This is a genomic window from Nonlabens sp. Asnod2-A12 (assembly GCF_045063745.1).
In the GTDB taxonomy this organism is placed as follows: domain Bacteria; phylum Bacteroidota; class Bacteroidia; order Flavobacteriales; family Flavobacteriaceae; genus Nonlabens; species Nonlabens xylanidelens.
Genome location: NZ_JBEFOB010000003.1, coordinates 2,492,436 through 2,515,786 on the forward strand (window position 1 = coordinate 2,492,436; position 23,351 = coordinate 2,515,786).

The following is a 23,351-nucleotide window of genomic DNA, read 5'->3' on the forward strand; positions in this document are numbered from 1 at the left end:
TTTAAACTTAAGTTTAGATTTCAACTTAAGTTTATTTACGACATGCGTTCTTTCCAAAGGAATTTACCAAAGTCAAGAACAGCGTCTAGTGGTGTGTTATCAAAAACGTCAAAAATGGTGTTTACGGATTTTTCTATAGCCATATCAGTTTTTTCAAAACCAGCACTGTCGTCATCCATCCAGAATTTAAGTAAGAACAACATTTGTATCCAGGCACCTTCACTATAAATAGTTTCAGATCGTTCTAGTAAAATATTAGTTTTATTCTCATTGCGTTGCATGATTAAGTCTTTAGAAAAGTTTTTTACGTGCTTGCGCAGGTCTTTTAACTGTTCCATCTTGCTCATCATGTGCGGATTTTCCTTAAGAGTATATAGCACATAACTTCTATTAAGAGTCAGGATTTCAAAAAATGTATAGAAAAAAGTAAGCATCTTTTCTCTATTTGAGAAATGTGCATAGTCTTCATTTTTATGAGAGACATCCATAGTCATGGTAAAGAATGTATTCCAGATATCTTTGCGCAAACTATCTAAACTACCGAAATGATTATAAAAATCTTGCTCGGCCATGTTGTTATCCTTAGCAAATTTGTAAACCGATTTAGGAGTTTTTTCATGTTCTAGAACATAGTCCATATATGCGGTAAGGATATCGTGCTTAGTGATTTCCTTCTTCTTTGCGGTCTTTTTTGCAGGTGCTTTTTTAGTAGTTGCCATAATCTCAATGATTTGATGTAAAGATACAATCTGTTTAACTTATCACACATAATGTTTAAACAAAAGTATGTTAAGATTTAGTCGTGCGTTTTGTATAAAACTTATACTTTAAAGATAAAAAAATCCCTTTCTAAAATTTTAGAAAGGGATTAAATTTTTTTAAAAGATCACGTTGTTATAGACCGTTTATATTTCTTCTTAATTGTGTGAAATTGAATAGAACGAAAGAAAGCTTAATATCCAGAGCTGCAGCTATACCGTTTCTTCCATTATCATCCCATTGATAACCTATACCGCCTGCTAGTTCAAAGGTGGAGAAATTTGTTATTCTTCTTTTCATACCTATTTTAGGAAAAATGCTTGTAGCTTTACTTATACGTACATTATCATCGCTGGAATAGGTCATCCAGTCTGGTACACGTTGCAATTCTAGGGCTAAATAGTTACCTGTATTCGTAGTTATGGATTTGCCGTTTTCTTTTCTCTTCTGTCTATTATAATAATATCTAGGTTCTAAGCTTAAAGTATTCGTTGCGATGAATTCAGTTTTGGAACTAAAAAGATTTTTATAGAGCCCAAATTCTTGACCAAATTCTAGATGAATCAATAGTTTATCATTAATTGGTTGCTCAAAAGAAGCCCAACCGCCAATGGCCCCTACTTTAATAGATAGGAGGGTTTCTAACTCGTCACTTTGAGAGTAGGAAATTATAGAAAAAAGCAAGGTAAGGGTGAGAATAGTGTGTTTCATGTTGGTTGATTTGGTTTTTGATTACTATCAAACACCATACCTATTAACTTAAATAATGGATAAGCATAAAAAAATCCCTTTCTAAAATTTTAGAAAGGGATTTTTAAGATTATAAAATAATCTTGAACTATGGTTTGTTAGTAGCAACAGGCTCTTTACTTACCCATGTGTTTACTGAAACGATAGCGTTTTCATTATAATCTACTTCAGTAAGCTGGTCACCTTTCCAGAAAAACCATTTACCTGCTTTTCTATCGTTTTTATATTCTGCCTTAGCAGTTTTTTGACCATCAGCATTATAACTGATCCACTCACCGTGTCTTTTATTATCTAGAAAAGTTCCTGTTTGTGCAACTGTTCCATTTTCATGAAAATAGGTTGCTTTTACTGTTCCATCTTCAGTGTTTTCAAAAGTAGGTTTTACCTCTTGTGCCATTGCAACCACACCAAGCATCATTGCCGCAAAAATCATTAATTTCTTCATCGTTCGTTCTTTTTATTACATCCAAAGTTAACATTAAAAACATATTAAAACAACATTTAAGTAACATTAAGTTTACATTAAACTTTTAAAAAGCTGTAATTCAGTTAATTAGTTTAATTTTAAAATGGTATTTATGGATGTTAATCTTCTACTTTTAATCAAATCTTTACCTTATGGTTATGTATTTATGTGTGAAATCGGTTTATTTTTGCATGCTTATTAGAAGTTTTAAATATGTATAGATCACACGATTGTGGTAGCCTGCGTGCTAGCGATATAAATAAAGAAGTAACACTTGCCGGTTGGGTTCAAAAAAGCCGTGACAAAGGTTTTATGGTTTGGGTAGATTTGAGAGACCGTTATGGTATTACTCAACTTATCTTTGATGAAGAGCGTACAGAAAAAGCTCTTATTGAAAAAGCTCAAAAACTAGGACGCGAGTTTGTAATCCAAGTTAAAGGAACTGTAATTGAGCGTGAGTCTAAAAACAAAAATATACCTACAGGAGAAATTGAGATCCTAGTAAAAGAACTAGAAATTTTAAGTGCTTCTAAGACACCTCCTTTTACCATAGAAGATAAAACTGATGGTGGAGAAGAGTTGCGTATGAAATATCGTTACCTAGATATACGTCGTAATCCAGTACGTGAGAACTTGATTTTCCGTTCTAAGGTCGCGATGGAAGTGCGTAATTTCTTAGCAAACAAAGAATTTATCGAGGTAGAAACGCCTGTACTTATTAAATCCACACCAGAAGGTGCGCGTGACTTTGTTGTGCCATCGCGCATGAATGAAGGGCAGTTCTATGCATTGCCACAATCGCCACAAACTTTTAAGCAATTGCTTATGGTAGGTGGTATGGATAAATATTTCCAGATTGTAAAATGTTTCCGTGATGAGGACTTGCGTGCAGACCGCCAGCCAGAGTTTACACAAATAGACTGCGAGATGTCATTTGTAGAGCAAGAAGATGTGTTGAATATCTTTGAAGAGATGACACGTCACTTATTAAAGAAAGTGAAAAACGTAGACGTTGCTGAGTTTCCTAGAATGACTTACAACGAGGCAATGGAGAAATATGGTAACGATAAACCAGACATTCGCTTTGGGATGGAGTTTGCTGATTTGAACGCTTTCGCGAAAGCGGGAGAATTTAAAATCTTTAACGAGGCAGAGCTAGTAGTAGGAATAGCAGTGCCAGGTGGAGAGAGCATGACACGTAAAGAGATCGATAAATTAATTGATTGGGTGCGACGTCCACAAGTAGGAGCCACTGGAATGGTGTATGCAAAATGCAATCTAGATGGGACTTATAAGTCTAGTGTAGATAAATTTTACTCTCAAGAAGATCTTGCAAACTGGGCAAAAGCAACTGGTGCAGAGCCAGGTGATTTAATCTGTGTGATGTCAGGACCTGCAAATAAAACTCGTGCACAATTAAGTGCTTTGAGAATGGAAATGGCAGAGCGTCTAGGATTGCGTGATCCAAATAATTTTGCTCCTCTATGGGTAGTAGATTTTCCACTTCTTGAATGGGATGAAGATACAGAGCGTTACCACGCAATGCACCACCCATTTACTTCTCCTAAACCAGAGGATATAGAGAAATTAAAAACAGATCCAGGTAATGTGCGTGCAAATGCTTATGACCTTGTTATGAATGGAAATGAGATAGGTGGTGGATCTGTAAGAATATTTGATAAAGAATTACAGGCTCTTATGTTCGACCATTTAGGGTTTACTCCAGAAGAAGCTCGTGCACAATTCGGTTTCTTAATGGACGCTTTTGAATATGGAGCGCCACCACATGCAGGACTTGCTTTTGGTTTTGATAGATTAGTTTCTATTTTAGGTGGTCAGGAAACTATACGTGACTTTATCGCGTTCCCTAAAAACAACAGTGGTCGCGATGTGATGATAGACGCGCCAAGTGCCATTGATAATGAACAACTGACAGAATTGAATCTGAAGGTAACCGTTTAACCTGGAGTATAAATAAAATGTCAGTCTGAGCCTGTCGAAGACGATGTTATATATAAAATATGAATTTTTTAAAATTTCTTGGAATCCTACTACTATGTGCTTTACTGGCCATAGGAGTAGGGTTTTATTTTTTAGACCATGATCAGGTAGCTCTAGGGCATAAAGTGATAGGTCTATCTACCTTATTTATATTCTTTATTGTGATGCCTCTATTTATATGGACGCGTTATAAAAATAAAGATTTGAGTAAATTCAACTTTAATCAGGATAAAAATGATGAAGATGAAGACTGGGATATAGAAGATAAAAGTAGATTGAATTAAGGCATTATAATAGGTCCTAGAAAACGCAACCATAAAATAAAACCGATAAAACTACCTACTATACCTGATATTATAAAGGTAAACCGGTGTTCAATAGGTATTTTATTGAAAGTTGTATAAGTCAAAACTATAATACCTAACAGGCCAAAAATAGCAGCAGGTAATAACAATGGTATTTTTAAATAATAAGCAATGACGACTTCATCTGATTGTAAAGGGATTTGTCCAGTTAATAGACGTGTTATTACTAAGGATAAAAAAATAAATACTTCTCTAGACCAAAAATATGCTAGATAGACTGCGATCCAGTTTTTAAATTTGAATTTATCGCTATTATTAAAATAAAGTAATAGAAAACCTATGGTTCCAAATAACATGGTTTGTGAAGGTCCTGCTAGCGTGGAATATAGTCCATGTCTTTGAGCTTTCTTTCTGTAAATTTCTAAAGTTTGTATATCCTCTTCATAAACTTGACCATCACTATCGCTATGTTGTGAGTACCATTTATTCATTTCTGGTTGTTGTTTCCATTCTCCATAATTCACATAACCATAATGTAAGGTCGGTTTTTTGAAATATCGTTGAGCAACAAGATAATGTCCAGCTTCATGAGATACAGTGCCTAATGGTGTGAAAAGTACAAATGCCAGTAAAAAATAGATACTACTTTTCCAGTTAAAATTTATAGTAATATAATTTTGTATTTTGAAAGACATGCAGTGAATTTAACAATTATAAAGAACATCAATCTTGGTATCAAATCTTTTAAATAAGATTCTAGTAATTAATTAACCATATTGCCGACTTTTGTGTCAGTATAAGATAACTATGAAAAAAGGCGTATTAATGGTGAATCTGGGATCTCCAGATAGTCCAACACCCAAAGATGTAAAGAAATATCTAGATGAGTTTTTAATGGATGAGCGAGTGATAGACTTGCCTTACATTTTAAGAGCTATTCTGGTTAAAGGAATTATTTTAAATACCAGGCCTAAAAAAAGTGCCGAAGCTTATGGCAAAATATGGTGGGAAGAGGGAAGTCCGTTAATAGTTCTTTCAGAGAGGTTACAAGACAAGATAGATTCTTTTACTAGTGTGCCTATTGCTCTAGCGATGCGTTATGGAGCTATGACCATAGAAGACGGTCTTAAGGAATTAAATGATCAAGGTGTAGATGAGGTTTTGTTACTTCCATTATATCCACAGTTTGCTATGGCAACGACAGAGACTATTCAGGTTCTTGCCGAAGAATTGCGTCAGGAGAAGTTTCCACACATGTCATTTACTCAAATGCCTCCTTTTTATAACCACCCTGATTATATACGTGTCCTTTCAGAGTCTATTAAAGAGTCGTTAGAAGGTAAGGATTATGAGCATTTATTATTCTCATATCACGGAGTACCAAAAAGACATATAAGAAAAAGTGATATCACAAAGTCACATTGTAGAATGGATGGTAAATGTTGTTCTACACCATCACCTGCTCATGAATTTTGTTATAGCCATCAATGTAAAGAGGTGACTAGATTAGTAGGTGAATACTTAGGTATGGAAGATGGGACATTTTCTACTAGCTTTCAGTCACGTCTAGGTTTTGACCCATGGTTAACACCGTATACAGATCGTACCATTGAAAAAATGGGATTAGGTGGGACTAAAAAAATGGCTATTGCTACACCAGCATTTGTTAGTGACTGTCTAGAGACTCTAGAAGAAATAGCGATGGAAGGAGAAGAGATTTTTCATGAAGTAGGTGGTAAAGATTTTCACGTAGTGCCATGTCTTAATGATAGAGATGACTGGGTAAAGGTTTTATCTCGCTGGATAGATGAATGGGCTATGAGTGAAGTCACTGCTTAATCATAACTTTCAATAGAATTACAAAAAGGCTTTTCATTAATTTGAAAAGCCTTTTTATCGTTAAATAGGTAAAATAGTTAGAGTAGAGTACTTTTACATCTTATGTCTACAAAGCCAGCCAGTAAATCTCAACTTTTAGGAACAGAGACCATAACCAGTCTGTTAATTAAGCAAGCAGTTCCTGCATCGATAGGTATTCTAGTAATGTCTCTTAATATACTGGTAGATAGTATTTTTGTCGGTAACTGGATAAACTCTGATGCTCTCGCAGCAATAGGTGTTGTATTACCTATCTCTTTTTTTGTAGCAGCATTAGGGATGGCTATAGGTATAGGTGGATCTAGTATCATATCTAGAGCTCTAGGTGCAGACCGTATGGATAAAGCACGACGCACCTTTGGAAATATGTTATCGCTTACTGTGGTCATTACTTTGTTAATGACCGTTTTTGGGCTACTCTTTGTAGATTCTTTAGTGCCAGCATTCGGTGGTAGAGGTGCTCTTTTTGAACCAGCTAAAGTCTATTACCAAATTGTTTTTTATGGAATTCCTATTCTTGCATTGTGCATGATGGGTAATAATGTGATACGTGCAGAAGGTGCTCCTAAGCATGCCATGATAGCAATGCTTATACCTTCTGTAGGTAATTTGATACTGGATTATATTTTCATCAATAGATTAAATATGGGAATGGCTGGTGCTGCTTGGGCGACTACCGTTAGTTATTTTTTATGTTTTGCATACGTGCTTTGGTTTTTTGTATCAGGAAAAAGTGAGTTGATTTGCACTTTTAAAGATTTACTTCCAGATTGGATAATTCTCAAAGAAGTGGGGAGTTTAGGGTTTGTAACACTTGCTAGGCAAGCAACCTCTAGCTTTATCTTCCTAATTATGAATAATATTTTATTTGAATTAAGTGGTGCAGACGGTGTCGCGGTATTCCGTATTATAGGTAGTATGATGGTGTTTGCTTTATTCCCAGTTATGGGTGTTACACAAGGGTTTTTACCTATTGCAGGATATAATTATGGTGCAAAATTGTGGGATAGAGTGCGTGAGGTTACCTATACTTCTATTAAAATATCTTGTGGATTAGGTGTTCTTATATTTTTAGGGCTCTTCTTTTTTACATATCAAATTGCCGATGTTTTTACAGATAATCCTAAAGTGATAGAACAAGCATCTTTTGCTATGAAACTGGTATTTCTATCGGTTCCTATTATTTCTATTCAATTAATAGGTTCTGCATATTATCAGGCTATCGGTAAAGCGATTCCTGCTTTATTATTAACACTTTTAAGAATGGCTATTATTCTTATTCCATTGCTATTAATTCTCCCTAATTTATATGGTGAATTTGGAGTATGGATTAGTTTCCCTATAGCAGATTTCCTTTCTACTATAATCACAGCTTGGTATTTATGGCTTGCAATGAAAAGGTTGAAAAGCACTCGAAAAGAGTAAAATAGGTTGTTAATCGGTTATTTTATACCGTTAAATAATATTTTGATGAAATAAAATGTTATTCCATTTATTCTTCTCTTTTTTGCAGCAAAATTTAACAAATGCTCAAGTTAATACTTTGTTTTTTAATGATTTCTACAATTGGCTTTGCTCAAGTAGGATTAAATACAGATTTACCACAAGCTTCTTTAGATGTTGCCTCTACTAATCAAGGGATACTAATTCCTAGAGTAGAATTAGTGGACACTGCAGATGTTGTTACAGTTGTTAATCCAAATGGGACTCCTTTAGTTAAATCTACTATGGTTTATAATACCGCTACTAGAAATGATGTGGTACCTGCTTTTTATTATTGGAATGGCGTTGATAAATGGCTTAGAATATTAGTGGCAGATGATAATGAAGATATATGGAAAGCAAACCCTACTAATAACCGTGTAGAGATTGATAAATTAAGTGATGGAGTTACTGATAGACCCAATAACAATGTGTACATCACAGATGAAAGTCAATTAATTATTGACCAAGTAACGACCAATAATGATAATGGCGGCTCTCGTAAAATCCAAGTTTATAATGGTGATATAGCAAACTACTCTAATATACCTAATGGAGCGGCCTTTGGTTTTTTAGGGCACAAATCACGTGGAGATATTGCGACACCATTAAGTGTACAGCCTGACGATCATGTAACGGCTTATTATTCCCTACCTCACAATGGTACAGGTTATGTGCTGTCTTCATTCTTTATGCAAGGTGTAGATCCATCTTGGGATGGAACAAGTTCTGTAATCCCTGGTGATTTTAGATTTAATACCACAACGGTTAATAACACTATCGCAGGTGAAAAAATGAGGATAACGTCTGAGGGTAAAATAGGTATCAATACTCCTTCACCTACCGAAGCTTTAGAAATCCATGGTAATAACGGAAATGGATGGGATGGCGATGTAGATGTGTATAGCCACGGCAGTAATATTACCTCTTTTCATATAAGAAGTTCCACTGGTACAAGAACAGCCCCTAGAAGTATCGGTTTAAAAACAAATGCCAATATCTTTAATATGGAAGCTCAAGGGTATGACGGTACTAATTATATCACAGCAAGTGCGATAAAATTAGGGGTTACAACAACAACTAATACTGGTGTAAATGATATGCCTGGTAGAATAGTTTTTGCTACGACTACCGATGGTACCAGTACATTGAGTGACAGAATGATTATAGATGACAATGGAAATGTGGGAATAGGAAGACTTACTGGGCTCACAGAGAAGTTAGAAGTAAACGGTACCATTAAAGCTACCAGTATTAACTTTACTGGTATTCCAGATTTTGCTAGTGATGCCGACGCGACTGCAAATGCATCTCTGCAAGTAGGTGATATCTATAGAGTAGGAAATGACCTTAAAATTAAATTATAAGAGTAAGAGATGGTTTTGGTTTCCGCTTTCGCGAAAGCGAAATAATTAAATTTTCTCTAAACCTTTTCTTTACTATGCACGCATATAATATCTTTACTTAAAAATAAGATTTTATGTATACCAAAGAATTTGATGTAAGATGGAGTGACCTAGATGCAAATAGACACATGGCAAACAGTGCCTATCAAAATTTTATGAGTCATACACGTATGGCATTTTTAATCGAGAACGACTTTGGTCATAGAGAGATGGCTCAATATGAAACTGGACCGGTCATTTTTAATGAAAACATATTCTATTTTAAAGAAATACATCAAGGTAAACCTATTACAGTAAGTTGTGAAGTAACTGGCATGAGTGAAGACGGTAGCCTATTCAGTTTTGTACATAATTTTTATGACTATAAAGGTCGCAATGTTGCACGAGGTTTAATGACTGGTGCATGGATGAATTTAAGAGAACGTAAAATCACCGCTTTACACCCAGAATTACACGATAAAATCAAAAACTTTCCTAGATCTGCAGATTTTAAAATATTACAAAAATCAGATACTAGATCGCATGGACAGTTTGCTAAAGATCTTAGTTAATCGATTAACTAAAGTTAATTTATATCATTCTAGAGTGTTTTTAGAGTGAAAAACATGTATTTTAACTATTAATTAAATAGATAGTTCTGCTTTTTCTGTTAAAATTCGACTACTTTTATATTTATCCTATGATATCTATAAAAAATACTATATTCTATAGTGAAGTTTTAAAGGAATTAAATTACCATTTTGGTGACTTCTATTTCTTTGAAGGATTTGTAGTGTCAGAAATAAAAGAAGGTGTGAATTTTTCTTGGGATTATGCAAAAATTGTCATCCACGAAGTATCGCAATATTATAATACTAAGGGTAAAGAAATCGTATACTTATCTAACCGTATCCATAACTATAATGTTAAACCAGTGGACTGGCTCAAATATACGATGCACGCCTTTAAGTTAAAGGGATATGGTATAGTGGTTAATTCAAATGTAGGACGCAAAAATGCTTTATTTGAATCGATTTTTATACCCACTCGTTTTAAAACTTTTACCAGTACGCTAGATGGTATACAGTGGGCTGCTCAGATTAATGAGGTAGACGAGGTTAAAAAAAAGAAATAATTATTTTCTCTTTATTCCTGTTAAAAATACACCAGTAAATATCAATAACCCAGCAACAAGTTTTTGCCAGGTAATCACATCTTTATCCAGTCCTACTGCTATAAATGTTGCTAGTAAAGGTTGTAAATAAATAAAAACAGCAACTACGCTGGGCTTTAATGTTCTTATAGCTATAATATTGAGCATATAGGTCCCAAACGTAGCAAAAATCACCACATAACCTATATTCAGTAAAGTCTCCGTGCTAGCGGTTGTGATTTCAAATTCTAATCCCTGAGAGATGCCAAAAGGTGTGATAATTAATACACCAAAAAAATACAACCACTTCATAAGCATGAAGACATCATACTTTGCAGTTAACCTTTTAGCCAGTAAAATATAGATGCCATAAGAAATAGCGTTCACTAGAACCAGTATATTACCTAAAAATGGGTCTTTTGCCTCTGCACCTTCTCCAGTAGAAAGTAAAGTTAAAAGAGCTGCACCAGAAAATCCAATTAGAATACCTACTATACGTAAAGAATGCAGCCGTTCTTTTAAAAAAAGAGCGCTCAATACCAGTACAATTATAGGTGTGCTCACCATTAAAACAGATGCGCTTATGGGAGACGTTAATGACAGGCCCCACATAAAGGTGACCATATTAAAACCTACACCACAAAAAGCTGCTAGAGCAATAAGTGGTAATTCTCGATAAGGTATTTTTTCTTTGGACTTAGTAAATAGGGAAATACCCCAGAATATTACACAAGTAGCTACAACTCTATACCATGCCAGACCGAAAGGTCCTACATGCTCTGGAGTGACTTCCTTTGCAGCTGTAAAGTTATAAGCATAAAATAACGCTACTAAAAAGCCACAAATAATAGCAACCGTTCTTTTACTCATTTAAGATAGAGCCTCTTGCGCAGCAGCAACTACTTTCTTAGAGTTACCTATATAAGCTTGGTTATTATATATAAGAATAGGTCTTTTTATGAACGTATAATGATCCAATAAAAGGTTTTTATAATCCTCTTCTGTCAGGTCTTTTTCATGAAGACCGCGACCTCTGTATAATTGCGCTCTTCTATTAAAAAGTGCCTCATAAGAGCCAGCTTGTTCTTTTAAAAATTCAACCTGATCCATAGTTACAGGTTCTTCTTTAGTATTTTGTAAAGCGATGTCATCAGTAAGTTCTAACTCACCTTTAATGCGTTGACAAGTATTACAGCTATCTAGATAAATGAATAGATTTTTCATATAGCAAAATTACGATAGCTTTTTTGATAAGGAATATCTTTAGCCTTAATATTAATTAATATGCTGGTTTCGCTTTCGCGAAAGCGGAATAAAATCAATCATAAATTAAATACAACGTTACATGAATCACTTATTTGAACATAATCTAACCACTAGAAAAATATTTTTAAGCCTTATAGACCAGCTTACCGTGGATGAATTAAATCTGATTCCAGAAGGTTTTAGAAACAATATCATTTGGAATATTGTGCACAGTATCACAGCACAACAAGGTCTGGTTTATGGGCTTTCAGGTCTAGAAAAATCTGTAACCAAAGAATTAGCAGATAAATATGGTAACGGTACCATGCCAGATGGTGAGGTAAGCAAAGAACAGATAGAAGAGTATAAAGTCATGCTATTAGATCTTATAGAAAAAACTAAAACAGACTATGAAAGTGGAGTTTTTAAAGAATTTAAGGAGTACACCACTGGTACTGGCTATAAAATGCGCAATGTAGAAGAGGCGCTAAGTATGAATAATATTCATGAAGGTATACACCTAGGTTATGCTCTTGCTATTAGGAAGGCGATTAAGAACAATTAAATAAATTTTAAAAAGCAAGCCGGTTTTAAAACTAGCTTTTACTTTTATACCGAAGAAAAGAAGGATATGAAATTTAATACCAAAACCATTCACGGCGGTCAGGAGAATATAGATCCAGCCTATAATTCTGTAATGCCACCCATTTATCAAACCACTACTTTTAAACAAAGTACACCACATGGACATAAAGGTTTTGAATACTCACGTAGTGGTAATCCTACTCGTAATGCGTTAGAAAAATCTATGGCTAGTCTAGAGAATGGCGCTTATGGAATTGCTTTCGGTTCTGGTCTTGCCGCTATTGATGCGGTGCTTAAATTATTAAAATCTGGTGATGAGGTAATTTCTACTAGCGATTTATATGGTGGTTCTTACCGATTATTCACACAAATTTTTCAAGATTTTGGTATCAAGTTTCATTTTGTAGGAATGGAGAACGCTGCTGACATTGAGAAGCACATCAATGGTAACACAAAACTTATTTGGGTAGAAACGCCTACTAACCCTATGATGAATATTATAGACATAGAAGCCGTTTCAAGAATATCTAAAAAGCACCAATTACTTCTAGCAGTAGATAACACATTTGCAACACCATATTTACAACAGCCCTTAGATTTAGGTGCAGATATTATTATGCATAGCGCTACTAAATATTTAGGTGGTCATAGCGATGTTGTAATGGGTTCTCTAGTCGTAAATGATGAAGCGCTGGCTAAGAGATTGTACTTTATACAAAATGCAAGTGGTGCTGTTCCTGGTCCACAAGACTGCTTTTTAGTATTGCGAGGTATAAAAACACTTCATGTAAGAATGCAACGTCATTGTGAAAACGGTAAAGCTGTTGCTCATGCATTAAAATCAAATCCTAATGTAGATAAAGTGTACTGGCCAGGTTTTGAAGATCATCCTAATCATGAAATTGCTAAAAAGCAAATGAAGGATTACGGCGGTATGGTTTCTTTTAGTACAAAAGCTGGTACATTAGAAAGTGCAGTTAAGGTTGTGGAGAATTTAAAGGTGTTTACTTTAGGAGAATCATTAGGTGGTGTAGAGTCTCTAGCTGGTCACCCTGCAAGCATGACACATGCGAGTATACCCAAGGGGGATCGAGAGAAAATAGGAGTCGTAGATTCATTAATACGCCTTAGTGTTGGAATTGAAGATATTGATGATTTATTAGAAGATTTAGAGCAAGCGCTCCGTTCATAATGAGGTGATTCTAATTAATAAAGAGACATTTAATCGATAAAAACAGGCTTCTTTTTAAGGCTAAATTTTAACTAAAATGGCCTAAAAATTTAACTAAAAAAAAGAATTGAATAGTTGTAAACTGAAATACATTTACTTCATAATCTTAAAGTCATATACCATGGCAAACAAACCAGCAAAAGGCCCGAAAAACTTCGGTAAACCTTCTTCTAAGCCAGCGGCAGCAATGCCTAAAGCTAAGAACTCTGCTTCTAAGAAGAAGTAATTGTTCTACCACATGCGATGAGATCGTGTGTTACTAAAACTGATAAAAAAAAAGAGCCGTTTCCTTAAAAAAGAGACGGCTTCTTTGTTTCTATCAAGGTTTGTTTTAAAAATAGAGGCTTGATGTTTTCTCGCTTTCGCGAAAGCGGAACACATCTCACAAGGTTTCTTATAATTTATGATATGCACGTATTGTATCGTGCAATAATAATGCATCTTTGTTTTAATAATTAAACGCAAAATTGACAACAAAAAAAATAATCATAGGTCGCACAGATCGAGCAGATTTCCCTAGATTACAGATAGAAGGGATTGACATTAAAATTGATACAGGCGCATATACCAGTAGTATTCACTGCAAAGATATAGAAGAGATAGATGGTGTTTTACACGCCACACTTCTAGATGTGGAGCATGAACAGTATCATGGTAAGCGATTAAGTTTTGAAGAATATAAAATTACTAGTGTGCGCAGTAGTAATGGTAGTGTAGACTTGCGATATGAAGTTCAAGGAAATATCAGACTTTTTGAGAAACTCTATAAAATTTCTTTAACTTTAAGCAATCGTGAAGAAATGAGATATCCAGTTTTAATAGGCCGTAAATTTCTTTCCCCTAGATTTATAGTAGATCCTGAGTTACAGGACGTTTCATATTTACAATCACAACATGAAGATTAATATCTTATCTCGTAGTACAAGTCTCTACAGTACCAAAAGACTCATAGAAGAAGCTAGAAAAGCTGGGCATATCGCAAAAGCAATTAATGTGCTCCATTGTGATATAAAACTTGAAAAGCAAAAACCTACGGTTTATTATCATGGAGAACGTCTCGTTACACCAGATGCTATCATACCTCGTGTAGGTGCTAGTATTACCTTTTATGGTACTGCAATCGTAAGACAGTTTGAAATGATGGGCTGTTTTACAACTGTTAGTTCTATGGCACTGGTAAGAAGTAGGGATAAATTGCAAAGCCTGCAATTGCTTTCTAGAAGTGGTGTGGACATGCCTAAGACGGTATTTACCAACTTTGGCGAGCATACTGATGATATTTGTAAACGTGTAGACGGACCACCTGTAGTTATTAAGGTTCTTGAGGGAACACAAGGTATAGGAGTTAATCTAGCAGAAACAATTGAGGCGGCAGATGCTATTATTGATGCTAACAATGAATTGAAAACTCGTGTTATTATACAGGAGTTTATTAAAGAGGCTGGTGGTGCAGATTTGCGTGCCTTTGTAGTTGGAGACAAGGTAGTAGGTGCGATGAAAAGGCAGGCGCAAGAAGGTGAGTTTAGGTCTAACCTACATAGAGGTGGTACCGCAAAGAGTATCACGTTATCTAAGCAAGAAGAAGAGACTGCTATAAATGCAGCAAAATCCTTAGGTCTCGGTGTGTGCGGTGTTGATTTATTACAGAGTAGCCGTGGGCCATTAGTGTTAGAAGTGAATAGTTCTCCTGGGCTAGAAGGGATAGAAGCAGCTACAAATAAGAATATAGCAGGTGAGATTATTAAATATATTGAAAAAGGTGTAAATGCTTAAAGAAATTAAGATTTTTGATACGGTTATTGAGCCAGGCAAAAGTTATAAGCTCAATTTTAATATGGCAAAACTTTATACGTCTACTAGTATAGAAGTGCCTGTTATTATTAATCGTAGTAAGAAAGCAGGTCCTGTGGTACTAATTACTGGTGGTATTCACGGTGACGAAATTAACGGTATCGAGACGGTACGCCAGATTATTTCTAAGAATTTAAATAAGCCAGCAATAGGTACTATAATCGCCATACCAGTTTTAAATGTTTTTGGCTTTTTAAATGGTCAGAGAGAATTTCCTGACGGTAGAGATTTAAATAGAGTTTTTCCAGGAACTAAATCAGGTGCGCTAGCCAGTAGGTTTGCCTATCAAATTACTAAAGAGATTTTACCTCTTGTGGATTTAGTAATGGATTTTCACACTGGTGGGGCACAACGTTTTAATGCGCCTCATTTACGAGTGTCCCAGCTAGAAGTGCAGTCATGGGATCTAGCCAAAGTATTTAATGCGCCGTTTTTGATGCATGGTAGCAATATTAAAAAGACATTTAGAGCGACGTGCTCTGGTCTGGATAAGAAATACCTGCTTTTTGAAGGAGGAATGTCTAGTCATAGTGATAAAAAAGTGGTTTCTACAGCAGTAAATGGCGCAATACGAGTGTTGGATCATTTAAAAATGTTAGACCCAAGTGTTGAAGTTCCAGTGGCAGAAAAGGAGTCTGTAATTATTACTAACTCAAAATGGATAAGAGCAAGATATTCTGGTCTATTGCACCCAAAGGTAGATTGTGGTAAAAGAGTAGAAAAGGATGAGTTTATTGCTGTTATAACAGATCCTTATGGAGAATTAAGATACAAGGTAAAAGCACCTCATGCTGGTTATGTAATTAATGTGAATTATAGTCCGCTAGTATACCAGGGAGATGCGATATTTCATATATCCAAAGATGGAGAGTAAAAAAGAACTTAGAAAGAAGTACGCTCAACTCAGGAAAACACTTACTTCAGATCAAGTAGAAGAGTACAGTTTACAAATAGCAAATCAAGCATTGAAACTTGATATTTGGGAGTATTCTAATTATCATATTTTTCTTCCTATAAAACGTCATAAAGAGGTAAATACAGAGTATCTATTACACATACTCCAGGGAAAGGATAAAAACATCGTTATTTCTAAATCAAATTTTGATGATTTTTCAATGTCTCATTACTTATTAACAGATCAGACCAAGATTATAAATAATGAATATGGTATTCCAGAACCAGATGAAAATGGGATACCTATAAATGAGCAACAACTAGATGTTGTATTCATCCCATTGCTAGCAGTAGACAAATTTGGTAATAGAGTAGGTTACGGAAAAGGCTTTTATGACAGGTTTTTAAGAAAATGTAAGCCAGGTATTTTAAAAATAGGCTTATCTTTCTTTAAACCTTTGGATAATAAAATAGATGTGAATGAAGACGATATTAAGCTGGATTACATTTTAACAGGTCAAAATGCGTTTAAAACAGTTGAAAGTCATATTTAATTGATTAAAGTCACATAAATTAAATACAAAATGTTAACATTTATTTATTATTTTCACAAATGTTACCATTTTAGTCTTTTACTAATTGGTGATTTTATGATAACGTTTCCCCTTAAACGATGAAAATCACTCCCGAAAAAAACTTGCAACAAAAACTGCAAGACAAAGATTACTTTTTAAAAGAAGCAGCTCTTCTTACTGCAACTGGTTCTTATAGTGCAAACCTAGAAACAGGTTGTTGTTTTATAGACGATATGGGTAAAAGAGTGTTGAGTTTACCTAATGATTATAGAGTAGATTTTGAAACTGGTTTAAATTTATTTGTCGATTTTAAATCCATATGGATACATTTTCAAAACTGTGTTAAAGGACGTGAATTTGTAGAAGATCTAGAAATGATCGATCACAATGATCAAAAGATATGGATGCGTGCCACTGGTAAGCCATTATATGATGACGTTTCTGGTAAGGTAGTCGGTATAAGAGGTGTTTTTACTAGTATAGATCGATATGTAAGGCAAGGTAAAGAGCTAGAGGAAACGGCAAAAATAATAGAGGTTCAAAACGAGAGGTTAGTCCATTTTGCTCATATAGTTTCTCATAATTTAAGAGTACATTCTAGCAATCTTGAACTGACTTTAGAGACTTTTAACTCTCCACTGGTAGGTACGGATGAAAAGGTTTTTAAAAGCTACCTCTCAGATATATCTAACAACTTAAGTGAGACGCTAGAGCATTTAAATGAAGTAGTAACTATTAATACTCATGAGAAGAGTAAAGAGCCTGTGGATATAGAAAGTGTTTTTAAAAGTGTTTTAGAAGATCATAGGTCATTATTAGAAGAGATTGATGTATCTTTAAAATATGATTTTTCAAATCTTAGTCATATTGATTATGTTCCAACATTTTTGAGCAGTATTTTTTCTAACTTATTATCTAACGCTATTAAGTATCGAGATAGTTCTAAGACATTGAAAATTAATGTAAAAACTAAAGCCAAAAGAAATAATAAATTGCTTACGTTTCAAGATAATGGTATCGGTATAGATCTAGATAGAAATGGAACTAAGATTTTTAATATGTATAAAACGTTCCATGATAATGAAGATGCTCGTGGAATAGGCTTATTTTTAACAAAGAATCAAGTAGAATCGCTGGGTGGCAATATCTCAGTGGTAAGTGAAGTAGGGAAAGGCAGTTTGTTTACTGTAAAATTTTAAGATAGAATAGAATTGGTAAAGAAAGCTTGTATAATAGACGATGATAAACTGTATGTCAGTTTGATCAAAATGCTCATCAAAAAAAATAAACTCGCACAAGAGTTAGTTATTTTTGAGAACGGTAAACTGGCTCTTAAATTTTTTGAAGAACAGTTAGGTAAACAAGATCCAGAGCTGCCAGAAGTAGTCTTGCTAGATCTTAATATGCCTGTTATGGACGGTTGGGAGTTTCTAGATGAGATGGAAACTTATGCAGGTAAATTAAAAGAAGAAGGTTTAAAAATAAATGTAGTTAGTTCTACTATTAACCCTGTAGAAGTAGCTAAGGCAAATAGTCACGATATCGTGAATAGCTTCATTACAAAGCCTATCAACAAGCAGGCTATGATAGAAGCGTTTTCTGTTTAATTAGGCTACACTTTTCTTATCGGTATCGGGAAATGCTTTCTTACTGAAAATTACTAATAAAATCACTCCTACAGTAATGGCGCTATCGGCAACGTTGAAAATCGCGTTAAAGAATTTGAAGTGCTCTCCTCCTACAAATGGCATCCATTGTGGCCAGTCTCCTTCAAATAATGGAAAATATAACATATCTACTACGTGACCATATCCTAGACCTGCATAACCACCAGCTTCTGGAAATGCTGTAGCTATTGCGCCGTGATAACTACCAGAGAAGATAACACCGTAAAAAACAGAGTCTATAATGTTACCAAATGCACCTGCAAAAATTAACGAAATACATAAGATTAAGATCTTGTGTCCGTGCTTTTTAATACTGCTCACTAACCAATAACCTATCCCAAAAACCGCAAAAATTCTAAAAATAACTAAGATTAACTTACCATAATCACCAGGTATCTCCATTCCCCAAGCTGCACCTGCGTTTTCATAAAAAAGAAGTTTAAATTTACCCCAATCTACTATGGCTGGACTCGTACTATCCGTTAACGTGTAATTTAATTTTATATAAATTTTACTAGCTTGATCAATTATAATGATCAATAGTATAATGAGTATAGCTTTTGTTAATTTCATTTAATCTTTTTCAGAAGTGCTAAAATACTAATTAAAACGCTTGTTTAACGTGCTTATATTGCCAGATACCGTTTCTAGCCTAGCAAAATACTTGATTTGTACAGGTTTTTTAAATTCATGTACTTTTCCCGATCGTGATGCACTAGTTACATCATAGTTTTTCAGGTTAGCATATATACTGGCATAAACAGATATAAAATGTAAATCACCCTTCAGTTGATCTATTTTACAACTGCCAGATAGTTGATTTATGTATACGCTGTCGTAATTTCCACTTATTTTTAAGTCGGCACTTTGTACGTTAATGACTAGTTTCTTACTCTCAGGTAGTACAATAGTTGCCTTACTGTCTATTACTTTATGCGCACTTAGTTTGTCTCCAGGAAAAGAGAACGTAGGATGAATAGGGTCTGTAATTATTAAAGAGTCATTCCTTATAATACTAGATAGAATTACTGCGTTTTTATATTCTCCATTTACAGATGTAATTAATTTTACATCCTGTGAATTGCTGGTTTTTATCTCCAACTGTATGTGTTGTTGTAAATGTATATCTATAGTCTTAAAAGTAGCTAGACTATGGCTGGTCTCATTTCTATTAGAAGAAGTTGTTTGAGCATCCGCTTTCGCGAAAGCGAGAAAAACAACAAGACTCATAAAACATAAAAACCTTTGTAAACTAGAACAAGTATAACTGTGATCCATATTTACAAAGGTTTAAATAAATGCTCGTAATGAGCTGAATAATGTAATTATTGCATGTTTTTTGCCTCGATACTTAATGTAGCATGTGGTACTAATTCAAGACGTTTTTTGTTGATTAGTTTTCCAGTTACTCTACAAACACCATAAGATTTATTCTCGATGCGTATCAATCCGTTTTTAAGATCGCGTATAAATTTTTCTTGACGTATCGCTAGTTGAGAGCTGGTTTCTTTGCTCATTACAGCGCTACCTTCGTCAAATGCTTTAAACTGTGGCGCAGTGTCATCAGTTCCATTATTAGCATCATTCATATATGCACTCTTGATAAGCTCATACTGTTCCTGTGCTTCTTTAATTTTTGCATTAAGCAAGTCTTTAAAGTAAGCTAGGTCAGCATCGCTGTATCTTAATTTTTCATCTGCACTTGTTCCCATATCCTATAATTTTATAACCTGTATTGAGGTCACAATGTCGTCAAATTCAACAATCGTACCATTATCTACAGTTTGTATTAATGTTAAATCATCTGCAAGGGTTTCATCTTTAATATACTGTTCATTAGACGCAACCGCTTCGTCAATTTCACTATGTGATTGAATAGCTATTTTAATACGATCTGTTACCTCTAGTCCAGAGTCTTTTCTTATGTTTTGAATACGATTCACCAGTTCACGTGAAATCCCTTCCTTTTTAAGCTCGGGCGATATTGTTACATCTAGTGCAACGGTAATTCCAGATTGATTTGCTACTAGCCATCCTTCTATGTCTGAAGATGTAATCTCTACATCTTCAAGGGTCAAGATAATTGCATTTCCATTTACTTCCACCTCTTTCTGACCAGTTTTTTCTAACAAAGCGATATCTTCTTGTTGAAAACTTTTGATCTTACCGGCTATTTGTCCCATCGCTTTACCAAAACGCGGGCCTAAAGCTTTAAAGTTAGGTTTGATTTCTTTTACTAATATTCCGCTAGCATCGTCTATTAACTCTATCTCTTTTACGTTTACTTCGCTCTTTACAAGATCTGCAATTGCTTCTATTTGTGCTTTGTCTTTTACATCTAGAACCGGTATCATAATACGCTGTAAAGGCTGGCGTACTTTGATGCTTTCCTTTTTACGTAATGATAAAGTAAGACTAGATATCACTTGTGCTTTGTGCATTTTTTCTTCTAAAGCTGCGTCTATTAGAGACTCATCTGCTTTAGGGAATAATGCAAGGTGTACACTTTCACTTGCGTCGTTTTCACAAACACTAGTTAAATCGCGGTATAGTTGATCCATAAAGAATGGAGCAATAGGTGCGCCTAATTGTGCAACCGTTTTAAGACAAGTATAAAGCGTCTGGTAGGCAGCAATTTTATCTTGCTCATAAGTTCCTTTCCAGAAACGTCTTCTACATAAACGTACGTACCAGTTACTTAAATTTTCAGTCACAAAAGTGGTGATAGCTCTAGCAGCCTTTGTAGGTTCATAATCTTCATAGAATGCTGTGGTATCTTTTATCAACGTATTTAACTCAGATAAAACCCAACGGTCTATTTCTGGACGTTCTTCTAATGGAATGTTAGCTTCACTATACGTAAACCCATCTACGTTTGCATACAGACTAAAGAAAGAATACGTGTTATAAAGTGTACCGAAAAACTTACGTTGCACTTCTGTGATACCGTCTAAGTCAAATTTAAGGTTGTCCCATGGATTAGCATTACTCACCATGTACCAGCGAGTAGCATCTGCTCCATATTTACCTAAAGTTTCAAAGGGATCTGCTGCGTTACCTAGACGTTTAGACATTTTCTGTCCATTTTTATCTAGTACGAGTCCGTTAGAAACTACATTTTTATAAGCCACGTCATCACTTATCATGGTAGCGATAGCGTGTAGTGTGTAGAACCATCCACGAGTTTGATCCACACCTTCGGCAATGAAATCTGCTTTTCTAAGTTGGTTTTCTACTTCTTCTTTATTTTCAAAAGGATAGTGCCATTGAGAATATGGCATAGAACCAGAATCGAACCATACATCAATAAGGTCTGATTCACGTGTTAGTTTCTCTCCATTTTTACCTACTAGATAAATGTCGTCTACCACGTTTTTATGAAGATCTACAAGGTTGTAATTCTCTTCACTCATATCGCCAGTTTTAAAACCAGCAAAAGGATTAGAAGTCATAAATCCAGCTGCTACAGATTTCTCTATCTCTGCTGTAAGTTCTTCTATAGAACCTATAATCATTTCTTCAGTCCCAGTTTCATTTCTCCATATAGGTAATGGGATTCCCCAGAAACGAGAACGAGATAAATTCCAGTCGTTTGCATTTGCTAGCCAGTTACCAAATCTTCCTTCTCCGGTAGATTTAGGTTTCCAGTTGATAGATTTATTCAGTTCGTGCATGCGGTCTTTAAATTCCGTCACTTTTATGAACCAACTGTCTAGGGGATAGTATAAAACAGGCTTGTCAGTTCTCCAGCAGTGTGGATAACTGTGAACATATTTTTCTACTTTAAAAGCACGATTCTGTTCTTTTAAAGCAATCGCGATATCTACATCTACAGAGCGTTCTGGCGCTTCACCATCTGCAAAATATTCGTTCTTTACATATTTACCACCTACCTCAGGTAATTCATCTCTAAATTTTCCTTGAAGCGTTACTAGCGGTACTGGATTCTGATTTTCATCTAGAACCAACATCGGTGGAATAGGCGGATTTGCTTGTTTAGAAACCAGCGCATCGTCTGCACCAAATGTAGGTGCTGTGTGCACGATTCCTGTACCATCCTCAGTAGTTACAAAGTCTCCTGCGATTACTCTGTAAGCATCTTGTGCGTTTTCATATGGTTGTGCATATGGCAACAACTGCTCGTATCTTAAATTTACCAGATCAGTTCCTTTACAAGAACCTAATAACTGATAAGGGATTTTTTTATCTCCCAATTTGTATTCTAGTTTCGCTTTCGCGAAAGCGTCACCTTCTAAAAGCTCATACTTCTTACCAAACTGGTAGCTCACTAATTTCTCAGCAAGAATCACCTGCATAGGTTCTCCAGTATATTGGTTAAAAGTCTCAGCTAGTACATAATCGATTTTAGGACCAACGGTAAGCGCAGTGTTAGATGGCAGTGTCCATGGAGTAGTAGTCCAAGCAAGGAAAAATACATTTCTATTGTTTTCAAATGGTAATTTTGATGGATCTTCTACTTTAAACTGTGCAGTAACTGTCGTGTCGGTAACATCTTGATAGGTTCCAGGCTGGTTCAACTCGTGCGAGCTCAGTCCAGTTCCTGCAGCCGGAGAATAGGGTTGTATCGTGTATCCTTTATAAAGCAAATCTTTAGAATAGATTTCTTTTAATAACCACCATACAGATTCCATGTATTTAGATTTATAAGTAATATATGGATCTTCCATATCTACCCAATAACCCATGTCATCAGTAAGCTTGCTCCAGATGTCGGTGTATTTTAATACCGCATCTTTACAGGCTTGATTATATTCTTCTACAGATATTTTAGTGCCTATGTCTTCTTTAGTTATGCCTAGTGCTTTTTCTACACCTAGTTCTACAGGTAGTCCATGAGTATCCCATCCTGCTTTACGGTTAACTTGATACCCTTGTTGGGTCTTAAAACGACAGAATAAATCCTTGATCGTACGTCCCATAACGTGGTGAATACCAGGTAAACCATTTGCAGATGGTGGTCCTTCAAAGAAAATAAAAGGTTCATTTCCTTCACGAGTCGTCATGGACTTGTTAAAAATGTCGTTTTCCTTCCAGAAGTTTTTGATGCGTTCATCTACTTCAGGTAGGTTCAATCCTTTGTATTCGTTGAATTTCTTACTCATT

At 35.1% G+C, this 23,351-nt stretch carries 25 protein-coding genes; 15 read left to right on the forward strand and 10 right to left on the reverse strand.

The genetic code is table 11. The annotated features are described in order from the left end of the window. Positions 1-35 precede the first annotated feature (35 nt). The 3 genes from ACJJVJ_RS11410 to ACJJVJ_RS11420 form a co-directional block, all read right to left on the reverse strand. On the reverse strand, positions 36-719 hold the full coding sequence (locus ACJJVJ_RS11410; protein WP_104513986.1) for a TetR family transcriptional regulator C-terminal domain-containing protein: 684 nt from the start codon (positions 717-719) through the stop codon (positions 36-38). A gap of 175 nt (positions 720-894) precedes the next feature. Next, positions 895-1,470 carry a hypothetical protein gene (locus tag ACJJVJ_RS11415; protein ID WP_405370381.1) on the reverse strand — a complete coding sequence of 192 codons (576 nt, stop codon included), beginning with the start codon at positions 1,468-1,470 and terminating at the stop codon, positions 895-897. A gap of 127 nt (positions 1,471-1,597) precedes the next feature. After that, positions 1,598-1,954, reverse strand: coding sequence for a toxin-antitoxin system YwqK family antitoxin (locus ACJJVJ_RS11420; protein ID WP_104513984.1), 357 nt, complete (start codon positions 1,952-1,954; stop codon positions 1,598-1,600). Positions 1,955-2,188: 234 nt separating this feature from the next. On the opposite strand from ACJJVJ_RS11420, the gene aspS reads away from it, so the two are divergent. Further along, positions 2,189-3,937 carry an aspartate--tRNA ligase gene (gene aspS, locus ACJJVJ_RS11425; protein WP_405370382.1) on the forward strand — a complete coding sequence of 583 codons (1,749 nt, stop codon included), beginning with the start codon at positions 2,189-2,191 and terminating at the stop codon, positions 3,935-3,937. Positions 3,938-3,996: 59 nt separating this feature from the next. Then, the gene (locus ACJJVJ_RS11430) at positions 3,997-4,260 is read left to right on the forward strand and encodes a hypothetical protein (protein ID WP_104513982.1); all 264 of its coding nucleotides are present in this window, start codon (positions 3,997-3,999) and stop codon (positions 4,258-4,260) included. Here ACJJVJ_RS11430 and ACJJVJ_RS11435 read toward each other — a convergent pair. After that, entirely contained in the window at positions 4,257-4,976 is a 720-nt protein-coding gene (locus ACJJVJ_RS11435; protein WP_405370384.1) for a hypothetical protein, read from the reverse strand. The genes ACJJVJ_RS11430 and ACJJVJ_RS11435 overlap by 4 nt on opposite strands. A 112-nt stretch (positions 4,977-5,088) precedes the next feature. Between ACJJVJ_RS11435 and hemH the strand changes: the two genes are divergently transcribed. The 5 genes from hemH (at position 5,089) to ACJJVJ_RS11460 (ending at position 10,161) form a co-directional block, all read left to right on the forward strand. Then, on the forward strand, positions 5,089-6,120 hold the full coding sequence (gene hemH, locus ACJJVJ_RS11440; RefSeq protein ID WP_405370386.1) for a ferrochelatase: 1,032 nt from the start codon (positions 5,089-5,091) through the stop codon (positions 6,118-6,120). 102 nt (positions 6,121-6,222) lie between these two features. Continuing rightward, positions 6,223-7,584 (forward strand): MATE family efflux transporter, encoded by a 1,362-nt coding sequence (locus tag ACJJVJ_RS11445; RefSeq protein WP_405370388.1) that lies wholly within the window; start codon positions 6,223-6,225, stop codon positions 7,582-7,584. Between the two features lie 101 nt (positions 7,585-7,685). Continuing rightward, positions 7,686-9,008: a hypothetical protein gene (locus tag ACJJVJ_RS11450; protein ID WP_405370390.1), complete on the forward strand. Its 1,323-nt coding sequence runs from the start codon at positions 7,686-7,688 to the stop codon at positions 9,006-9,008. Between the two features lie 113 nt (positions 9,009-9,121). Then, complete coding sequence (locus ACJJVJ_RS11455; RefSeq protein ID WP_405370392.1) at positions 9,122-9,598, forward strand: acyl-CoA thioesterase; 477 nt, start codon at positions 9,122-9,124, stop codon at positions 9,596-9,598. 128 nt (positions 9,599-9,726) lie between these two features. Beyond that, positions 9,727-10,161 carry a hypothetical protein gene (locus ACJJVJ_RS11460; protein ID WP_405370394.1) on the forward strand — a complete coding sequence of 145 codons (435 nt, stop codon included), beginning with the start codon at positions 9,727-9,729 and terminating at the stop codon, positions 10,159-10,161. On the opposite strand, the gene ACJJVJ_RS11465 is transcribed toward ACJJVJ_RS11460, so the two are convergent. Then, entirely contained in the window at positions 10,162-11,049 is an 888-nt protein-coding gene (locus ACJJVJ_RS11465) for a DMT family transporter (RefSeq protein ID WP_405370396.1), read from the reverse strand. After that, positions 11,050-11,403: an arsenate reductase family protein gene (locus tag ACJJVJ_RS11470; protein ID WP_405370398.1), complete on the reverse strand. Its 354-nt coding sequence runs from the start codon at positions 11,401-11,403 to the stop codon at positions 11,050-11,052. A gap of 121 nt (positions 11,404-11,524) precedes the next feature. Here ACJJVJ_RS11470 and ACJJVJ_RS11475 point away from each other — a divergent pair, with 121 nt between their 5' ends. The 8 genes from ACJJVJ_RS11475 to ACJJVJ_RS11510 all read left to right on the forward strand — a co-directional run bounded on the left by ACJJVJ_RS11475 (position 11,525) and on the right by ACJJVJ_RS11510 (position 18,167). Further along, a complete protein-coding gene (locus tag ACJJVJ_RS11475) occupies positions 11,525-11,989 on the forward strand; it encodes a DinB family protein (protein WP_405370400.1) in 465 nt (154 codons plus the stop codon). Beyond that, entirely contained in the window at positions 11,990-13,201 is a 1,212-nt protein-coding gene (locus ACJJVJ_RS11480) for a cystathionine gamma-synthase (protein ID WP_405371253.1), read from the forward strand. It abuts the gene before it with no gap. Positions 13,202-13,707: 506 nt separating this feature from the next. Further along, positions 13,708-14,145, forward strand: coding sequence for an ATP-dependent zinc protease (locus ACJJVJ_RS11485; RefSeq protein WP_405370402.1), 438 nt, complete (start codon positions 13,708-13,710; stop codon positions 14,143-14,145). After that, positions 14,135-15,013: a 30S ribosomal protein S6--L-glutamate ligase gene (gene rimK, locus ACJJVJ_RS11490; RefSeq protein ID WP_405370403.1), complete on the forward strand. Its 879-nt coding sequence runs from the start codon at positions 14,135-14,137 to the stop codon at positions 15,011-15,013. Before ACJJVJ_RS11485 ends, rimK begins: the two co-directional genes overlap by 11 nt. Beyond that, entirely contained in the window at positions 15,006-15,965 is a 960-nt protein-coding gene (locus ACJJVJ_RS11495; protein WP_170034459.1) for a succinylglutamate desuccinylase/aspartoacylase family protein, read from the forward strand. Before rimK ends, ACJJVJ_RS11495 begins: the two co-directional genes overlap by 8 nt. Then, positions 15,955-16,539, forward strand: a complete 585-nt coding sequence (locus ACJJVJ_RS11500) for a 5-formyltetrahydrofolate cyclo-ligase (protein WP_405370405.1) — start codon at positions 15,955-15,957, stop codon at positions 16,537-16,539. Before ACJJVJ_RS11495 ends, ACJJVJ_RS11500 begins: the two co-directional genes overlap by 11 nt. 119 nt (positions 16,540-16,658) lie before the next feature. Continuing rightward, positions 16,659-17,759, forward strand: coding sequence for an ATP-binding protein (locus ACJJVJ_RS11505; protein WP_104513969.1), 1,101 nt, complete (start codon positions 16,659-16,661; stop codon positions 17,757-17,759). 12 nt (positions 17,760-17,771) lie between these two features. Beyond that, positions 17,772-18,167: a response regulator gene (locus ACJJVJ_RS11510; RefSeq protein WP_262497500.1), complete on the forward strand. Its 396-nt coding sequence runs from the start codon at positions 17,772-17,774 to the stop codon at positions 18,165-18,167. Here ACJJVJ_RS11510 and ACJJVJ_RS11515 read toward each other — a convergent pair whose 3' ends face one another. From ACJJVJ_RS11515 to ileS, 4 genes are read right to left on the reverse strand one after another with little or no spacing between them, the layout of a single operon-like run. Further along, on the reverse strand, positions 18,168-18,800 hold the full coding sequence (locus ACJJVJ_RS11515; RefSeq protein WP_104513968.1) for a lipoprotein signal peptidase: 633 nt from the start codon (positions 18,798-18,800) through the stop codon (positions 18,168-18,170). Positions 18,801-18,827: 27 nt separating this feature from the next. Then, on the reverse strand, positions 18,828-19,505 hold the full coding sequence (locus tag ACJJVJ_RS11520; RefSeq protein WP_405370408.1) for a hypothetical protein: 678 nt from the start codon (positions 19,503-19,505) through the stop codon (positions 18,828-18,830). 47 nt (positions 19,506-19,552) lie between these two features. Continuing rightward, complete coding sequence (locus ACJJVJ_RS11525; RefSeq protein WP_405370410.1) at positions 19,553-19,939, reverse strand: TraR/DksA family transcriptional regulator; 387 nt, start codon at positions 19,937-19,939, stop codon at positions 19,553-19,555. A 3-nt stretch (positions 19,940-19,942) separates the two neighbouring features. After that, positions 19,943-23,350 carry an isoleucine--tRNA ligase gene (gene ileS, locus ACJJVJ_RS11530; RefSeq protein ID WP_405370411.1) on the reverse strand — a complete coding sequence of 1,136 codons (3,408 nt, stop codon included), beginning with the start codon at positions 23,348-23,350 and terminating at the stop codon, positions 19,943-19,945. Position 23,351: the final 1 nt, after the last annotated feature.

Excerpts from the sequence above, each read along its gene's own strand:
- ACJJVJ_RS11520 (WP_405370408.1), bottom strand. The coding sequence starts at position 19,505 with ATGGATCACAGTTATACTTGTTCTAGTTTACAAAGGTTTTTATGTTTT.
- ACJJVJ_RS11420 (WP_104513984.1), bottom strand. The coding sequence starts at position 1,954 with ATGAAGAAATTAATGATTTTTGCGGCAATGATGCTTGGTGTGGTTGCA.
- ACJJVJ_RS11460 (WP_405370394.1), top strand. The coding sequence starts at position 9,727 with ATGATATCTATAAAAAATACTATATTCTATAGTGAAGTTTTAAAGGAA.
- ACJJVJ_RS11445 (WP_405370388.1), top strand. The coding sequence starts at position 6,223 with ATGTCTACAAAGCCAGCCAGTAAATCTCAACTTTTAGGAACAGAGACC.
- ACJJVJ_RS11430 (WP_104513982.1), top strand. The coding sequence starts at position 3,997 with ATGAATTTTTTAAAATTTCTTGGAATCCTACTACTATGTGCTTTACTG.
- ACJJVJ_RS11475 (WP_405370400.1), top strand. The coding sequence starts at position 11,525 with ATGAATCACTTATTTGAACATAATCTAACCACTAGAAAAATATTTTTA.
- ACJJVJ_RS11410 (WP_104513986.1), bottom strand. The coding sequence starts at position 719 with ATGGCAACTACTAAAAAAGCACCTGCAAAAAAGACCGCAAAGAAGAAG.
- ACJJVJ_RS11415 (WP_405370381.1), bottom strand. The coding sequence starts at position 1,470 with ATGAAACACACTATTCTCACCCTTACCTTGCTTTTTTCTATAATTTCC.
- ACJJVJ_RS11525 (WP_405370410.1), bottom strand. The coding sequence starts at position 19,939 with ATGGGAACAAGTGCAGATGAAAAATTAAGATACAGCGATGCTGACCTA.
- ACJJVJ_RS11505 (WP_104513969.1), top strand. The coding sequence starts at position 16,659 with ATGAAAATCACTCCCGAAAAAAACTTGCAACAAAAACTGCAAGACAAA.
- ACJJVJ_RS11450 (WP_405370390.1), top strand. The coding sequence starts at position 7,686 with ATGCTCAAGTTAATACTTTGTTTTTTAATGATTTCTACAATTGGCTTT.
- ileS (WP_405370411.1), bottom strand. The coding sequence starts at position 23,350 with ATGAGTAAGAAATTCAACGAATACAAAGGATTGAACCTACCTGAAGTA.
- rimK (WP_405370403.1), top strand. The coding sequence starts at position 14,135 with ATGAAGATTAATATCTTATCTCGTAGTACAAGTCTCTACAGTACCAAA.
- ACJJVJ_RS11470 (WP_405370398.1), bottom strand. The coding sequence starts at position 11,403 with ATGAAAAATCTATTCATTTATCTAGATAGCTGTAATACTTGTCAACGC.
- ACJJVJ_RS11500 (WP_405370405.1), top strand. The coding sequence starts at position 15,955 with ATGGAGAGTAAAAAAGAACTTAGAAAGAAGTACGCTCAACTCAGGAAA.
- ACJJVJ_RS11515 (WP_104513968.1), bottom strand. The coding sequence starts at position 18,800 with ATGAAATTAACAAAAGCTATACTCATTATACTATTGATCATTATAATT.
- ACJJVJ_RS11435 (WP_405370384.1), bottom strand. The coding sequence starts at position 4,976 with ATGTCTTTCAAAATACAAAATTATATTACTATAAATTTTAACTGGAAA.
- ACJJVJ_RS11495 (WP_170034459.1), top strand. The coding sequence starts at position 15,006 with ATGCTTAAAGAAATTAAGATTTTTGATACGGTTATTGAGCCAGGCAAA.
- aspS (WP_405370382.1), top strand. The coding sequence starts at position 2,189 with ATGTATAGATCACACGATTGTGGTAGCCTGCGTGCTAGCGATATAAAT.
- ACJJVJ_RS11465 (WP_405370396.1), bottom strand. The coding sequence starts at position 11,049 with ATGAGTAAAAGAACGGTTGCTATTATTTGTGGCTTTTTAGTAGCGTTA.
- ACJJVJ_RS11455 (WP_405370392.1), top strand. The coding sequence starts at position 9,122 with ATGTATACCAAAGAATTTGATGTAAGATGGAGTGACCTAGATGCAAAT.
- hemH (WP_405370386.1), top strand. The coding sequence starts at position 5,089 with ATGAAAAAAGGCGTATTAATGGTGAATCTGGGATCTCCAGATAGTCCA.